We start from the raw sequence: 14,754 nt of genomic DNA on the forward strand, positions 1-14,754 counted from the left end.
GGCCATGAGTGCCGTCAGTGAACTGCCCAAAGGGGAGGCGACAACCGCCTTCAAGCCCAAGAAGTCGGTCGCCCTTTCTGGTATGGCGGCCGGCAATACGGCCCTGTGCACCGTGGGGCGCACGGGGAATGATCTGGCCTATCGCGGCTACGACATTCTCGACCTGGCCCAGACGTGCGACTTCGAGGAGGTGGCGTACCTCCTGGTCCACGGCAGCCTGCCGACCGTTTCGGAGCTGACGGCCTATAAGAGCAAGCTGCGTGCGTTGCGCGGCCTGCCAGTCAGTCTGAAGTCGGTGCTAGAGCAGATACCGCCTTCGGCGCACCCTATGGATGTGATGCGTACGGGTGTCTCCCTGCTGGGCTGTCTGGCGCCGGAAAAGGACGACCACAATGCCCCCTCGGCCCGTGACATTGCCGACAAGCTAATGGCGTCTCTGGGGTCGATGCTGCTCTACTGGTATCACTATAGCCACAATGGCAAGCGCATCGAGGTCGAGACGGACGACGACTCTATCGGCGGGCACTTCCTGCACCTGCTGCACGGCGAAAAGCCACGCGACAGCTGGGTGAAGGCGATGCACATTTCGCTGATCCTCTATGCCGAGCACGAATTCAACGCCTCGACCTTTGCCGGGCGCGTCATCGCCGGAACGGGCTCGGACATGTATTCGTGCATTGCCGGGGCTATTGGCGCGTTGCGCGGACCCAAGCACGGCGGGGCCAATGAGGTGGCCTTTGAGATCCAGAAGCGCTACGCCACCCCGGATGAGGCAGAGGCCGACATCCGCGCCCGCGTCGAACGCAAGGAGGTGGTGATCGGCTTTGGCCACCCGGTCTATACGGTCTCCGACCCGCGCAACGTGGTGATCAAACAGGTCGCCCACGACCTCAGCGTCGAGCAAAATTCGCTGAAAATGTACTCTATCGCGGAGCGCCTGGAGCGCGTGATGTGGGAGGTCAAAAAGATGTTCCCCAATCTCGACTGGTTCTCGGCCGTCTCCTACCACCGCATGGGGGTGCCTACGGCCATGTTCACGCCGTTGTTTGCCATAGCGCGCACTGCCGGCTGGTCGGCGCACGTGATTGAGCAGCGCATCGACGGCAAGATCATCCGCCCCAGCGCCAACTATACCGGCCCTGAAGACCGCGCCTTCGTCAGAATCGAAGACCGTCAATAAACATATCCCTCGCTGCGAAGCGGGGGGCTGCCCCCTCCGTTATGTTCGCCGTGCTCAGATGCCACCTCCCCAGCTGTGCAGGGGAGGACGTAGGAAACTTCCATGTCCACACATATCCCCAATATCCGACCGGAACCTGACAGCGTGTTTGTCGATATCGCCGACTACGTGCTGAACTATAAAATCCACTCCGACCTCGCCTATGAGACGGCGCGCAACTGCCTGCTCGACACGCTGGGCTGCGGGCTGGAGGCGCTCGACTATCCGGCCTGCACCAAGCTTTTGGGGCCTATCGTCCCAGGCACCACCGTCCCCAATGGTGCCAAAGTCCCCGGCACTCCGTTCCAGCTCGATCCCGTACAGGCGGCCTTCAATATCGGGGCGATGATCCGCTGGCTCGATTTCAACGATACCTGGCTGGCGGCGGAATGGGGGCACCCTTCGGATAATTTGGGCGGGATTTTGGCTGTTGCCGACTGGATATCTCGCAATCGCGTGGCTGCGGGCAAGGCACCGCTGACCATGCGCGACGTGCTGACCGCCATGATCAAGGCACATGAGATTCAGGGCGTGCTGGCGCTTGACAACAGCTTTAATCGCGTAGGCCTTGATCATGTGATCCTCGTCAAGGTCGCCTCCACGGCCGTGGTGGCCGGGATCCTGGGCCTCAGCCGCGATGAGATCATCGACGCCGTGTCGCTGGCCTTTGTTGATGGGCAGAGCTTGCGCACGTATCGCCATGCGCCCAATACGGGCTCGCGCAAGTCGTGGGCGGCGGGCGATGCCACCAGCCGCGCCGTGCGGCTGGCTCTGATGGTGCAGAAGGGCGAGATGGGCTACCCCTCGGCCCTGACCGCTCCGGTGTGGGGCTTCTATGACGTGTCCTTCAAGGGCAAGCCGTTCAGCTTTCAGCGCCCCTACGGCAGCTATGTGATGGAGCACGTGCTGTTCAAGATCAGCTATCCGGCGGAGTTCCATTCGCAAACCGCCGTCGAAGCGGCCATGCGCGTGCATCAGGAACTGAGGGCCAAGGGCGTGTCACCAGACGACATCGCGCGTATTGACGTGCGCACCCATGAGGCCTGTGTGCGCATCATCGACAAGAAGGGGCCGCTGCACAACCCGGCCGACCGCGACCACTGCATCCAGTACATGATGGCCGTGCCCATCCTATTCGGGCGTCTGACGGCGGCGGATTACGAGGACGAGGTGGCGCAGGACGCGCGTATCGACACCCTGCGCGACAAGATCATCTGTACCGAAGACCCGCAGTTTACTAAGGACTATCACAATCCGGATAAGCGCTCGATCGCCAATGCGGTGACCGTCACGCTCAATGACGGCACGGTGTGGGAAGAGATCGTGGTCGAATACCCCGTCGGCCACAAACGCCGCCGCAAGGAAGGTATCCCGCTGCTGGAGGCCAAGTTCCGCACCAATCTCAACCGCCGCTTCCCCAAAAAGCAGCAGCAGGCCATTTTCGACCTCAGCCTCGATCAGCAGGCGCTGGAGGCCACCGCCGTGCATGAATATGTCGATATGTATGTGATCTGATTGTATCTTTATGCCTCCCGGTGCAGCCTGTCCGCCTTTCAATGAGGTGGTAAGGCTATGTCACGAGACGCTGATAACGCCCATAAAAAGGGTTGGTTCGTGTGCTTTGCTCAAAACGCAGCGGTGGCAACGGGCAGCCCCTGGGCCTTCGGACTAGCGGTCGCGGTGGTGGTCCTGTGGATCGTCACCGGACCTTTGTTCAAATTCTCCGATACCTGGCAACTGGTCATCAATACGGGCACGACCATCGTCACCTTTCTGATGGTGTTTCTGATCCAGAACACGCAGAACCGTGACGCCAAGATCATGCAGCTCAAGCTGGACGAACTGATCCGCGCTGCGTCGAAGGCCAATACGGCCTATATCGACATGGAAAACATGAGTGAAAAGGAGCTGACCGCGCTTCAGACGCATTATGAAGCTCTGGCTAAAAAGGCCCGCGAACAGGGCGATCACAAGGCCGCCGAAGCCCACTCGGAAGCGAGTGCCAAGGCCGCGCAGGTGCTGGGGTGAGAGTGCCCGCCGTCCTGCTGGTCGTCGATGTGCAAAAAGGCTTCGTCACCCCTGCGTCGGCGCACGTCGTGGCGCCAATTGAGACCCTTCAGGTGCGGTTTGAACGGGTGGTTTTTACCGCATTTGAAAACGCCGATCCGTCGCCGTTTCGCGACATTTTGGCCTATGACAAGCTTTCGCCCAACGATCCGGACACCGAACTGGCATTACGGCCGCGCGACGATGCGTATATCCATAATCGCTGCGCTTATGGGGGCGGGCGCAGCCTGATCGACAGACTGCGCGGGATGGAGGCTGAGACGGTCTATCTGTGCGGCATCGCCACTGAGGCCTGCGTGCTGAAGACCGCGCTTGATCTGTTCGAAGCAGGGATAAGGCCTCTGTTGCTGGCGGACCTGTGTGCCTCGGACAAACATCGCCGCTATCACGATATGGCGCTGGAAATCCTGTCCAAGGCTATCGGCCCGCACAATCTGCGGCATTCGGGAAGTGTGTTGGCGGCATAAGCCACGAGAAAAACGCCGCCCTGACGGGCGGCGTTGGTCATTATCGGTGAACGTCCGATCAGTATTTTTCGTCGAGCTTTTCGATATCCGCCTTGTGCATCTTGAGCGTAGGCAGGGTCTTGGCTGCAAAATCCTTAACCGGACCAGCCTGACCGTCCTTGGCTTCCTTTTCGAACAAGTCGATCGTCTTGTCGTGCGCCTTTTGCTGAGCGTCGATGTATTTGGTGTCAAAATCCTCAGCGGAGGCGTTTTTCAGGTCGTTGAGCATGTCCTGATGCTCGGAATCGAGCCCTTCAGCCGGCGGCGTAAGGCCGGCGGCAGTAATGGCGGCTTTAAGTTCAGTGGCAGCCTTGGTGTGGTCGGTCACCATCTTCTGCGCAAAGGCCTTCAGATCAGCCGTTTTGGTGCGCTCGATCGCCAGCTTGCTGGACTCGATTTCAAACACACCAGCGACGGTGGCACGACCTGCAAAGTCGATATTTTCTGAGGCGCTGGAAGAGGCGCTTTCGAAGACGCTCGACGAGCTTTCAGACGCGCTCTCCGCGGCCTCCTCGGCGGCGTTTTCCTGCGGCGATCCGCAGGCGGCCAGTGGCAGGATGAGCACGCCAGCCAGCGTGGCGGCGGTAAAGGCTTTCTTAGAAAACATCAGTCTCTCCAATGTGATAACGGAACTGTGATGGCTCAGGACCGTATCAGCGCGGATGTAAGAAGGTTGCGCCGCTTTTGCTACAACACATGAAAAAGCCGTAAAGTGTCGCCCGCTCTAAGATCGTATTGTCCGGTTACAGACTTTAGGGTTAGCATCCGGCGATTAGCAGATTCCCGTACGGAAAGCGCTCCAATGGACACTGGCCGAACCACCTCCGAGCCTCGGTTTTGACGGGCGACACCCTCTCTGAGGCGCAGCACCATAGCGCCCTGCTGGCGGCGATTGTCGCCTCGTCGGACGATGCCATCGTTTCCAAGACGCTCGACGGCATCATCACCACGTGGAATGCCGGGGCCGAGCGTATTTTTGGCTATACGGCGGCCGAAGCGGTCGGACAGCACATCACCCTGATCATTCCGCTGGACATGCACGATGAGGAATACGTCATTATCGGCAAGGTGCGCAGCGGTCAGCGGGTCGAACACTTTGAAACCGTTCGCCGCACTAAGTCGGGGGCCCTGATCGACATTTCGCTGACCGTTTCGCCGGTCCGGGATGAGGCCGGGCGCATTATCGGTGCCTCCAAGATCGCCCGCGATATCACGCGCCAAAAGGGCATCGAGGCGCAACTGGCTGAAGCCAATCGCCGACGCGACGAATTCATGGCCAATATGAGCCACGAACTGCGCACGCCGATGAACGCGGTAATCGGACTTGCCCATATCCTTAGCCTGTCCCCGAACCTCTCCGAGCGCGAGCAGAGCTATGTCCGTGTGCTGAAACAGAGCGGCGAAAACCTCCTGCACCTGATCAACAACCTGCTGGACGTCTCCAAGATCGAGGCCGGGGCCATCGAACTGGAGACGCGCGAGTTCAACCTTCCCGAATTGATCGAACAGACGGTGTCCGCGCCGCGTGTCCGCGCTGCGGAAAAGGGCGTCGGCTTTGGCGTGACCTACGGCGCTCAAGTGCGCGAATTTTACCTTGGAGATCCGCTGCGGGTGCAGCAGATACTAATCAACCTGCTGGCCAATGCCGTCAAATTCACTGATACCGGTCGTATTGACCTGCGCCTGTCGGTGGTGCGAACCGAAGCTCACTGCGCGCGGGTGCGTTTTGAGGTGATGGATACCGGCGTCGGCATCCCCCTGGACAAGCTGGACACCATATTCGAAAAGTTCACGCAGGCCGATGCCTCGATGACGCGGCGTTATGGCGGCACGGGTCTGGGCCTGTCGATTGCACGCGCCTTGGCTGAACAGATGGGGGGCACGCTGAGCGCCTCCAGCACGCCGGGGCAGGGGGCGATCTTCACCGCCGAACTGCCTTTATCGCACGATCCTGCTCGCCCGCAGACGCTTGAGGCCGAAAAACCGCTCTCTAAGGGCCGGCGTCAGGTGCTGATCGTCGAAGATTATGAGCCGAACATCGTGGTGGTCTCTACTCTGCTCGATCAGATGGGGCTCAGTTACGACGTGGCGCGCACCGGCACTGAGGCCCTGCGCCGCGCCGAAATGCGCGCCTACGACCTGATCCTGATGGACGTGCAGATGCCTGGCATGGACGGCTTTGAAAGCACGCGCCGCATCCGCCAGATGGAAACACAGCGCGCCCTGCCGGCCACGCCGGTGGTGGCAATGACGGCGCACGTGCTTGATGCCGACCGCCGCCGCTGCTTCGAAGCAGGCATGACGGGCTTCATTCCCAAACCCTTCGAACCGCAGACCTTCATGCAGGTGGTGAGCGAAGCCATCGCTGCCGCCTGAGCGACGAGGTGAGGGGGCGGTTTGCGACCGTCCACAGGCTTTGTGCGAAAAAAACAAAATTAGCGCTTGCAAGGGCGAAAAAAATTCGTATGTTCCGCCCCTCACTGCCGGGGTCACCAACAGCCCCACCTTGAAAGCGGTGAAAAGTGGGTGTGTAGCTCAGTTGGTAGAGCAGCTGACTCTTAATCAGCGGGTCCACGGTTCGAGTCCGTGCTCACCCACCATTTTTTCATTTAAATTCAATATTTTACGCAGATGCGGACGCCGCGGGCTTCCCGCTGGGAATGTTATAATCTGTTATAAACTATTCTGGGTGTTGCGTTGCCGGGCTGAGCCGCCTCGAACGTAACGGGCGATGCTGACGGTCTGCGGTGCCGTGTTGGTAAGATCGCCTGAACGGATTTATGCTCTTCAGTTCACAAACTATGCGGACCAACGACGAAACCCATAACCAATTTATCCTTCATCGTTGAAGAAGTCTTCGTCGAGACGCTTAAACTCCTCGGTAGGTTCTTACCCAGACCCGATGTAAAAGTAGAGGAAGGTCTTGCGAATAAAAAAGAAGGGAACCAAGAACACGAAACTTGAGATCGGCGAAAACTCATTCCATCAGCGAAAGCGGAAAGTCGCACTAGTCGCATCCGGCTTTGGGACGGCTAGCTGGCGAAAGATAAATGACGACTTTTTGACCGCGAATGCGACAACACGGCGGTGGGCTCGATTTGGCCCTAGGGAGAATTCGCAACCGTTAAATCGAACGCAAAAAGCGGGCATGGGGGTTTTGCTGCAAAGCTGGCACGCTGGAGCTATCGGGAGAGCGTTTACGCCTTAACAGGTTTCGCGCCGGTCATGGCGAAGAAGACGCCCATTTCCGGATTGCTGATTAGCTTGAACTGGCCTTCAACCGACTTCGGCCTGTCATCCCACGGCACTGCCTTGAGGCTGCGGACCTCGATCACCTCATTGGGCTCGCCCGGCGGATGGAACAGGCAGACCGGGGTATTGATGCCGATCAGGAAATGCTTCGTCATATCCAGCCCATCAAGCGGGATGATGAAGCCCCTGACCTTCAAAGTCTGTCCTATCAGGGCTTTGACCTCGTCTGTCGGGGTCAGGCTGTAGAGGGCGGTTTTGGCGTTATAGCGCACCTTGCACTGTCGCAGCTTTACCCACAGAGGGTCAGATGAGCGCGGCAGGGTGCGCTGAAACGCGCGCTCGCCACTCAGTTCGCCATCGGTGGTCGAAGCCTTCTGTTCACGCCAGGCCCCAAGGCTCAGCGCAGCAGGCAGGAACAGCATCAGGTCGCGGCGTTTCATGCGCGAAATCCTTCATCATCACGGGTCATGGCGAGGCGTAAGGCGGGCACGAGCGCGCTGAGGCACGCGGTGAGCAGGGCCGCCCCATAGAGCAGGGGCCACTGATCGACGGGCAGGCCGGGCTGCGGGGAGAGGCCATAGGCGCTCAGGACGTGGGTGAGGGCCGTCTGCCCTAACAGGCTGAGGCAAATGCCTAGCAGCAGCGCGGCGTGTACCATCAGCAGGGCCTCCACTACGCAGATCAGGCTAAGGTCAAGTGAGGTAGCGCCCATGAAGCGCAGAAGGGCAAGATCGCGTGCACGCCGGTTCAGCGCCTGCACCAACGACAGGGTGAGAACCAGCGCACCGAAGACACCGATGGCGACGAACAGTCCTGTGGCGAAGTAGATGACCGGGCGCACGAGGCTGAGTAATCGCGCCAGTTCGAGTTGCGGGCTGGCGGCCGACAGGGTTTCGCTCTGATTGATCAGGGCGGGCGCGGAGGCGAGCGCCACAGGTGAAGTAAAGCTGACCAGCACCGCATTAACGTGGTGGCCGTCCGTGGCTTCGCCGTGGTCGTGTTCGTCCGGGTCGGGCCCATGCTGATGCACCCGCACGATGGAGCCCAGGTCGGACAGCAAAAGGTGGTCAATAACGCCGCCCGTCGGAGCCAGTATGCCGGTAACGGTATAGCGTGCGGCGTGCGCTTCGCCGTCGCCGGCCAGCCCATGACTGGAGCCCAGCGTCTGACCGAGGCGCAGGTTCAGGGCTCTGGCGGCCTGCGCGCCGGCGACTATCTGCATCGGTTGCTCCCACAGACGGCCCTGCGCCAGTTGTGCGTGATAGAAGCGGATTATGTCCGGACGGGTCCAGACGATGCGTATGCCTTCGACGCTGTCGCCCAAGGCGATGGGGACGCTGGCGCGGATATAGGGTTTGAGATCGGGCTCGGACAGGCGGGCTTCGACGCTGTTCAGAGAAATGAGGCCGGGGGCGGGCGTCTGATGCAGGGCGCAGCACAGGCTGAGGTCGAGACCGGAGGCCTTGGGCCCGACCACCATATCGGTTTCGGAGATACGCGCCTTGATGGCTTCAGGCAGGGCGGTCTGGGCCCACAGGATGAGGATAAGACCGGCCAGTCCGCAGGCCCCAATCAGCAGGGTCAGAGTGGCGGAGCCCCAGCGGCGGCCCAGACCCGCCAGTATGAAGCGGGCGAACATCATGCGCGCGCTCCCGTCACAACCTCGACCGCAGACCCCAGACGCGCCTTCACGCGCGCATCGTGGGTGGCGACGATCAGGGCCGTGCCTTCGTCCTGCACCAGATCAAGCATCAGGGACAGCAGCGCCTCGGCGTTGACTTCATCCAGAGCCGCCGATGGCTCGTCGGCCAGTATCAGGGCCGGGGCATTCATCACCGCGCGCGCCAGAGCCACGCGCTGGGCCTGACCCTGACTGAGGCGATCGGCGCGCCGATCTTTCAGGGCGGTGATGTCCAGCCGCTCAAGCAGGTGATGCGCGCGGGCGAAGTCCAGTGGCAGGTGGGCGCTGGCGCGCGCCATCTGAAGATTGTCCATCACGCTAAGAGAATCGATCAGCCTGTAGTCAGCAAAGACAAAGCCGATGCGCCGCCCGCGCAGACGCGCGCGGTCTATATCGTGACCGGGCCAGACATGCCTGTCTTCCAGCCGTACCGTGCCGTTGACGGGCGCGACCAGTCCCGCCAGGCAGAGCAGAAGCGAGGTCTTGCCCGCCCCGGACGGGCCGGTCAGGGCCAGAGTTTCGCCGGTGCCTAGGTGCAGGTCAGGCAGGCCGATCAGGGCCTCACCGCGCCGCACACAAATGTCTTCGGTGACCAGCAACATGTTAAGCCGGCTCGCTTTGACGTCCCCAGACGGGGAAGGGGTCGGGCAATTTCGCCCAGCTTTTGGGCCCGCGTTGTAACTCCGCCGGGGTCAGCAGCGCGGCATCCAGCATAGCCGTCAGGGCCGCCTGATCCATATCCTTGCCGATCAGGACGATCTCCTGTCGCCGGTCGCCATAGGGGGCGCGCCAGACGGCATCGAGAAAGACCTTCGACTCCGGGTCGTTCGGGCGGCGGTTCGGCGGAATGGCCGCCCACCAGTAGCCGCCCCACTCATTGGTGGCCGCAGCGCCAGCCTGCGACCACGACCCCACATAGTCCATGCGCGAAGCCAGCCAGAAAAAGCCCTTTGAGCGCCACACACCGGGCCATTCGCGGTCGAACACAGCCTTCAGGCGGGCCGGATGAAAGGGGCGGCGGGACCGGTAGACGAAGCTCGATATGCCGTATTCTTCGGTCTCGGGGACGTTGTTGAACTCCAGCGCCTGCCGCCAGCCGGCAGCCGACTGGGCGCGCTCCATATTGAACAGGCCCGTATTGAGTATCTCCTTCAGCGGCACCACGCCCTTTTCGGCATAGACGATGCGTGCCAGCGGATTGAACTGACGGCAGATGCCTTCGACATCGCGCCGCTGATCGTCGGTCACGAGGTCGAGCTTGTTCAGCACAATGACATCGGCGAACTCGATCTGTTCGACCAGCAGGTTGACGACGGTACGGGTGTCGTCTTCGCCAAGACTTTCGCCGCGATCGGCCAGAAAATCGGAGGAGCCGTAGTCGCGGTGAAAGTTAAAGGTATCGACGACCGTGACCATGGTATCGACGCGGGCCAGTTCGGCCAGAGAGACGCCGCTCTCTTCGACAAAATCGAAGGTCGCCGCCACGGGCATGGGTTCGGCTATGCCCGTGCCTTCGATCAGCAGATAATCGAAGCGCCCGGATTGCGCCAATACCCGCACCTCTTCCAGCAGATCTTCGCGCAGGGTGCAGCAGATGCAGCCATTGGACATCTCCACCAGCTTTTCCTGCGTGCGCGACAGGTTGGCGTCACCGCCCTTGACCAGAGCCGCGTCTATATTGACCTCACTCATATCATTGACGATCACCGCCACCCTCAGGCCTTCGCGATTGCGCAGGACGTGATTGAGCAGGGTGGTCTTACCGGCCCCCAGAAAACCAGACAGAACGGTCACGGGAAGTTTGGTCATGGAAGCCTCATGCGTGCTTGAATTTTGATATGTTATAATATAACGCACTCAGGCCGCAACTGAAAAGGAGGCCTCATGCCTGCCGTGCGTAAAGTTTCCAAAAGCCGCTCTCTGGATATGTTGGCCATGGGTTTGTCGGGCTTATGTGTGGCGCACTGCCTCCTGATGCCGCTGGTCTTCGCCGCCCTGCCATTTCTGGGGGTGTTCAATGAAAACCCGCTCGTCCATCAGGTGCTGGTGGGCGTGGCCGCCCCGGTGAGCCTGTTTGCCCTGATCCGCTCTGGCGGCTGGCGACGGGCAGGGCTAGCCGCAATGGCCCTTGCAGGATTGGGGATGCTCAGCGTGGCGGCCTTTTATGCGCCGGCCGAGGCTTGGGAAACACCCCTGAGTGTCACAGGGGCGTCACTTCTGGCCGCCATGCACCTTTTCAACGCCCGCTTGCCGCATCGACACTAAACGCTCTCCGTCCCGAGGTTCGCCACATGATGACCACCGATTTAACCCGCCGAAGCTTGATGGCGGCAGCGGCGAGCGCTGTTCTTGTGCCCCCGGCATGGTCGCAGGCCGCACCGCCCTTTACACTTGGGGTCGCGTCCGGTGATCCGTGGGACGATGGTTTTGTCATCTGGACGCGTCTGGCGCCTGATCCGCTGGCGGCCGATGGGTTGGGTGGATTGAGCGCGCCGGTGGCGGTGCGCTGGTTCGTCTATGAGGATGCGGCGGGCCGTCACGTCGTGCAACGGGGTGAGGTGATGACCCACCCGCGTTCGGCCCATACGGTGCACGTCACGTTGCGTGATCTGCAACCCGATCGGCCCTACTGGTATCGTTTTGAGGCGCTGGGGGCGCAAAGCCCGATGGGCCGGGGGCGCACCCTGCCGCAAGCCGCCGCGCAGGTGCGTGAACTCAGGCTCGCCATGGCCTCGTGTTCGCACTATGAAGTCGGCTATTTCAGCGCCTACCGCCATATGGCGGCGGAAAATCCGGACTATGTGCTGTTCCTTGGCGACTATATCTACGAGTTCAGTTTCAGCGATCCCAAACGCAAGGTGCGCCACCACGATCAGATGGCGGACGCCACCGATCTGGCCGGTTATCGAAACCGCTACGCGCTTTATCGAACGGATGCGGACCTTCAGACGCTGCACGCGACGATCTCCTGCCTGATGACGTGGGACGACCACGAGGTCGAAAACGACTATGGGGGTCTGCTGCCGCAGGACGTGGCCGAAGATCCCGGTTTCCTGAAGCGGCGGCTGGCGGCGTATCAGGCCTTTTATGAACACATGCCCTTGCGCCGCGAGTCCCGCCTGAAAGGGCAAAATCTGAGGTTATACAAAGGCTATCGCTTCGGGCGGCTGGCGGAAATCAATATGCTGGACGGCCGACAGTATCGTTCGGCCCCGGCCTGCCCGACCCCGACGAGCCGAAAGGGGCGGGTGGTCGGCGATGACTGCCCTCAGCGGCTCGACCCCAAACGCACCATGCTGGGCTTTGCGCAGGAGCGGTGGTTGTTTGACCGCTTCAAACAGTCAAAGGCGCGTTGGAATCTGATGGGGCAGGACCTTCTGGCGGCGTCACTGCGTCAGAAGGGTAAGGACTCTGAAGGGCGGGCGATTGTGGGGCACTGGACCGATGGCTGGGATGGCTATCCGGCGACGCGCGATCGTATGATTGCGGCCATGCAGGCGATGCGCCTGTCCAATCCGGTCTTACTGGGCGGAGATATTCACTCCTACTGGGCCACCGAACTGAAGGCCAATCCACTGGACCCGGCGTCACGATCAGTCGCTACGGAATTCGTCGGGACATCGATTACCTATGACGGGCCACCCTATGAGGTGTTTGCTGATATGCTGCCTGAAAATCCGCATGTGAAATATTTTGAAAGTCGCCGCCGGGGCTATGTCTCTCTGACCGTCCGCCCTGAGGCGCTGGAGGCGCGGTTTCAGGTGATTTCGGACCGCCGCGACCCCAACGCCACGCTTTCGACCCTGGCGAGTTTTGTCGTCGAACACGGAAAACCGGCCATTCAGCGCATATAGACGGCCCGGTCTGAGCAACCGGGCCGTCTTTTGCCTTACAGGCTGTAGCGCAGGCGAAGCGTAACCGAGCGCGGGGCACCGGGTGTCACCCACACAGCGTCGTAGCTGTTATCGACATAGGCCTTGTCGAACAGGTTGTCGCCCTCAAGGCGCAGTTCAACCCGATCATTGACCTGCCATCCGACACTGGCGCGCGCGGTCACGTAGGACGGCAGGCGGAAGCCGCTATTATTGGGATCACCGGCGCGTTCACCGACAAAGACCAGACCGCCGGACCAGCTTACAGACCCGGCCGCGTGCTGTTCGGGAGCGTAGCTGATGAACAGGGCGCCGCTGTGTTCGGGAATATTGCTCAGGGGCCCGCCCACCAGAGCGGCTATGGTGTCGCGCGTCACCTTGGCATCGACATAGGTATAGACGCCCGTTACATAGGTCGAACGGTTCAGCGCGTAGGTGGTTTCGAATTCCAGTCCCCTGGATTGCGCCGCGCCGAGCGCGACCTGATAGGCATTGTCTGTGGGATCAGTGCTGAGGATGTTTTCCTTGGTAATATCGAACAACGACACAGTCCCCATCAGTTTCTTTTCCAACAGGCTGAACTTGCTGCCGACCTCGTAAGCTTCGCCCTTTTCCGGGGCAAAGGGTTTATTGAGGCGGTCGGCCCCTTGGTTGTAGCGGAAGGAACGGCCGTAGCTCGCATAGACGGACAGATGGTCTGAGGCCTTAAAGGTCAGGGCGGCCCGCGGAGAGGTTTGCCCTACTGACTGGGATACTGCTGTGTTGTTCATGCGGTTGGTAACAGTCTGATCAATCTCATCGTGACGCAGGCCCAGAAGCAGGGTCCAGTGATCGCCGATACTGATCAGGTCCTGCACGAAAATCGCCCGACCGGTCAGGTCTTCGTGATTGTCAGTATTGAGCGGGGCCACCGGCTTGGTCTGACCGTAGACCGGATTATAGATGTTAATGCCATAGGGATTGGCGGCGGTCGGGTTGAAGCGCCAGAATTTGCGGTATTGGTTATAGGTAAATCCGTCGATCCCCGCCCGTATCTGATGCTCAGCTCCGAAGGCCGTTTTGAGCGCGCTGAGTTCCAGACGCCCGCTCAGATCGTCCCAGGTGTAATCGTGTATACGCAACTGCCGGCGCAGGAGGCCGTCGGCCTGCAATAGGCGATTGTGCGTCGATTGGCCGGTCATGGAGCCGTCACGATAGGCCAGCCCACCTTCCAGCGAAATGTCTTTCGACAGGTCATAGGTCGCCGTCAACTGATGTTGGGTACTGGTCTGATGGATATGGCCGTCATTTGGTTCGCCCAGAAAGCGCGTGACAGGCAGGGCCAGCGGGTCACCATTGACGGAGACCAGACCCCGGTCGTGGGTGAAGTTCACGCGGTTGAATTCGCCCTGATACAGAAAACGCAGATTGTCGCGCGGGGTGTAGGCGAGCGACGGGGCGATCAGCCAGCGGTCAGAAGAGGTGTAGTCCCGGAATCCGTCCGAGCGTTCGGCCACCGCTATCAGGCGCGTGGTCACCTGTGTCCCGATGGGGGTGCCGGTATCCACCGCCCCGCGATAGGTTTCGAAACTGCCGGCGGACAGATCGACTCCGAAGTGTTTTCGGTCCAGCGGGGCCTTGGTCACAATATTGATCGAGCCACCCGGTTCGCCCTTGCCGGACAGGGCAGAGGCGGGGCCTTTTAGCACCTCGAAACGTTCGATGGTGGCGACATCGCGGCGGGCATTGAAACCGCGATTGGCGCTGAAACGATTGATCAAAAGGTCCGGGCCCTGATTGATATCGCCGGAAAAGCCACGGATGGCATAGGCATCCCACGCGCCCCCAAAGCTGTTCTGCCGCGACATGCCGCCGGCCAGATCATAAAGTTCCCCCAGCTTGGTAAACCCGGCGTCTTCAATCAGATGTTCGTCGATCACCTTGACATTCTGCGGCAGTCGCAAGGGTTCAATATCGAGGCCCTTGATGCTGGCGGCGGCCTTGCGGGAACCGGCGACGACAACCGTTGTCGGCTCCTCGGCGGCGGCAGGCGCATCGGCGCGGGCCGAACTGGCTATCGCGACACTCAGCGTCAATGCCATCAGTGAAGCGGAGCCAGACAAGGAGAGGCGTTTTATGGAGGAGGTCATCATTTTTGCCCTTGAAGTGTTACGTAAT

13 protein-coding genes and 1 tRNA gene are annotated in these 14,754 nt (G+C 60.6%); 8 read left to right on the forward strand and 6 right to left on the reverse strand.

What is annotated here, in order from left to right:
• Nucleotides 1–4: 4 nt before the first annotated feature.
• The 4 genes from prpC (at nucleotide 5) to ASTEX_RS19210 (ending at nucleotide 3,753) form a co-directional block, all read left to right on the forward strand.
• Entirely contained in the window at nucleotides 5–1,180 is a 1,176-nt protein-coding gene (gene prpC, locus ASTEX_RS05055; RefSeq protein WP_013478535.1) for a bifunctional 2-methylcitrate synthase/citrate synthase, read from the forward strand.
• A 102-nt stretch (nucleotides 1,181–1,282) separates the two neighbouring features.
• Complete coding sequence (locus tag ASTEX_RS05060) at nucleotides 1,283–2,734, forward strand: bifunctional 2-methylcitrate dehydratase/aconitate hydratase (protein WP_013478536.1); 1,452 nt, start codon at nucleotides 1,283–1,285, stop codon at nucleotides 2,732–2,734.
• A 99-nt stretch (nucleotides 2,735–2,833) separates the two neighbouring features.
• The gene (locus tag ASTEX_RS05065) at nucleotides 2,834–3,247 is read left to right on the forward strand and encodes a low affinity iron permease family protein (RefSeq protein WP_245532532.1); all 414 of its coding nucleotides are present in this window, start codon (nucleotides 2,834–2,836) and stop codon (nucleotides 3,245–3,247) included.
• 2 nt (nucleotides 3,248–3,249) lie between these two features.
• Nucleotides 3,250–3,753 carry a cysteine hydrolase family protein gene (locus ASTEX_RS19210; protein ID WP_049781605.1) on the forward strand — a complete coding sequence of 168 codons (504 nt, stop codon included), beginning with the start codon at nucleotides 3,250–3,252 and terminating at the stop codon, nucleotides 3,751–3,753.
• A 58-nt stretch (nucleotides 3,754–3,811) separates the two neighbouring features.
• Here the strand turns inward: ASTEX_RS19210 and ASTEX_RS05075 are convergent, their stop codons facing one another.
• A complete protein-coding gene (locus ASTEX_RS05075) occupies nucleotides 3,812–4,399 on the reverse strand; it encodes a DUF4142 domain-containing protein (protein ID WP_013478539.1) in 588 nt (195 codons plus the stop codon).
• Between the two features lie 230 nt (nucleotides 4,400–4,629).
• On the opposite strand from ASTEX_RS05075, the gene ASTEX_RS05080 reads away from it, so the two are divergent.
• Both ASTEX_RS05080 and ASTEX_RS05085 read left to right on the forward strand, forming a co-directional pair.
• A complete protein-coding gene (locus ASTEX_RS05080; RefSeq protein WP_013478540.1) occupies nucleotides 4,630–6,168 on the forward strand; it encodes a PAS domain-containing hybrid sensor histidine kinase/response regulator in 1,539 nt (512 codons plus the stop codon).
• A 148-nt stretch (nucleotides 6,169–6,316) separates the two neighbouring features.
• Nucleotides 6,317–6,392, forward strand: a tRNA-Lys gene (locus ASTEX_RS05085).
• A gap of 597 nt (nucleotides 6,393–6,989) precedes the next feature.
• On the opposite strand, the gene ASTEX_RS05090 is transcribed toward ASTEX_RS05085, so the two are convergent.
• The 4 genes from ASTEX_RS05090 to zigA are packed head-to-tail and all read right to left on the reverse strand — an operon-like array spanning nucleotide 6,990 to nucleotide 10,534.
• Complete coding sequence (locus ASTEX_RS05090; RefSeq protein ID WP_013478541.1) at nucleotides 6,990–7,484, reverse strand: DUF3299 domain-containing protein; 495 nt, start codon at nucleotides 7,482–7,484, stop codon at nucleotides 6,990–6,992.
• Nucleotides 7,481–8,686 (reverse strand): ABC transporter permease, encoded by a 1,206-nt coding sequence (locus ASTEX_RS05095; RefSeq protein WP_013478542.1) that lies wholly within the window; start codon nucleotides 8,684–8,686, stop codon nucleotides 7,481–7,483. The genes ASTEX_RS05090 and ASTEX_RS05095 overlap by 4 nt, the downstream gene beginning before the upstream one ends.
• Nucleotides 8,683–9,327: an ABC transporter ATP-binding protein gene (locus ASTEX_RS05100; protein WP_013478543.1), complete on the reverse strand. Its 645-nt coding sequence runs from the start codon at nucleotides 9,325–9,327 to the stop codon at nucleotides 8,683–8,685. The genes ASTEX_RS05095 and ASTEX_RS05100 overlap by 4 nt, the downstream gene beginning before the upstream one ends.
• Nucleotide 9,328: 1 nt before the next feature.
• Nucleotides 9,329–10,534, reverse strand: coding sequence for a zinc metallochaperone GTPase ZigA (gene zigA / locus ASTEX_RS05105; protein ID WP_013478544.1), 1,206 nt, complete (start codon nucleotides 10,532–10,534; stop codon nucleotides 9,329–9,331).
• A 75-nt stretch (nucleotides 10,535–10,609) separates the two neighbouring features.
• Between zigA and ASTEX_RS05110 the strand changes: the two genes are divergently transcribed.
• Nucleotides 10,610–10,990, forward strand: a complete 381-nt coding sequence (locus ASTEX_RS05110) for a MerC domain-containing protein (RefSeq protein ID WP_013478545.1) — start codon at nucleotides 10,610–10,612, stop codon at nucleotides 10,988–10,990.
• A gap of 26 nt (nucleotides 10,991–11,016) precedes the next feature.
• On the forward strand, nucleotides 11,017–12,579 hold the full coding sequence (locus ASTEX_RS05115; protein WP_013478546.1) for an alkaline phosphatase D family protein: 1,563 nt from the start codon (nucleotides 11,017–11,019) through the stop codon (nucleotides 12,577–12,579).
• 35 nt (nucleotides 12,580–12,614) lie between these two features.
• Here the strand turns inward: ASTEX_RS05115 and ASTEX_RS05120 are convergent, their stop codons facing one another.
• Nucleotides 12,615–14,729: a TonB-dependent siderophore receptor gene (locus ASTEX_RS05120; protein ID WP_013478547.1), complete on the reverse strand. Its 2,115-nt coding sequence runs from the start codon at nucleotides 14,727–14,729 to the stop codon at nucleotides 12,615–12,617.
• Nucleotides 14,730–14,754 lie beyond the last annotated feature (25 nt).

Origin of the sequence: Asticcacaulis excentricus CB 48, from assembly GCF_000175215.2 — a bacterium.
Lineage (GTDB): Bacteria > Pseudomonadota > Alphaproteobacteria > Caulobacterales > Caulobacteraceae > Asticcacaulis > Asticcacaulis excentricus.

Excerpts from the sequence above, each read along its gene's own strand:
- prpC (WP_013478535.1), top strand. The coding sequence starts at position 5 with ATGAGTGCCGTCAGTGAACTGCCCAAAGGGGAGGCGACAACCGCCTTC.
- ASTEX_RS05060 (WP_013478536.1), top strand. The coding sequence starts at position 1,283 with ATGTCCACACATATCCCCAATATCCGACCGGAACCTGACAGCGTGTTT.
- ASTEX_RS05075 (WP_013478539.1), bottom strand. The coding sequence starts at position 4,399 with ATGTTTTCTAAGAAAGCCTTTACCGCCGCCACGCTGGCTGGCGTGCTC.
- ASTEX_RS05090 (WP_013478541.1), bottom strand. The coding sequence starts at position 7,484 with ATGAAACGCCGCGACCTGATGCTGTTCCTGCCTGCTGCGCTGAGCCTT.
- ASTEX_RS05095 (WP_013478542.1), bottom strand. The coding sequence starts at position 8,686 with ATGATGTTCGCCCGCTTCATACTGGCGGGTCTGGGCCGCCGCTGGGGC.
- ASTEX_RS05100 (WP_013478543.1), bottom strand. The coding sequence starts at position 9,327 with ATGTTGCTGGTCACCGAAGACATTTGTGTGCGGCGCGGTGAGGCCCTG.
- zigA (WP_013478544.1), bottom strand. The coding sequence starts at position 10,534 with ATGACCAAACTTCCCGTGACCGTTCTGTCTGGTTTTCTGGGGGCCGGT.
- ASTEX_RS05110 (WP_013478545.1), top strand. The coding sequence starts at position 10,610 with ATGCCTGCCGTGCGTAAAGTTTCCAAAAGCCGCTCTCTGGATATGTTG.
- ASTEX_RS05115 (WP_013478546.1), top strand. The coding sequence starts at position 11,017 with ATGATGACCACCGATTTAACCCGCCGAAGCTTGATGGCGGCAGCGGCG.
- ASTEX_RS05120 (WP_013478547.1), bottom strand. The coding sequence starts at position 14,729 with ATGATGACCTCCTCCATAAAACGCCTCTCCTTGTCTGGCTCCGCTTCA.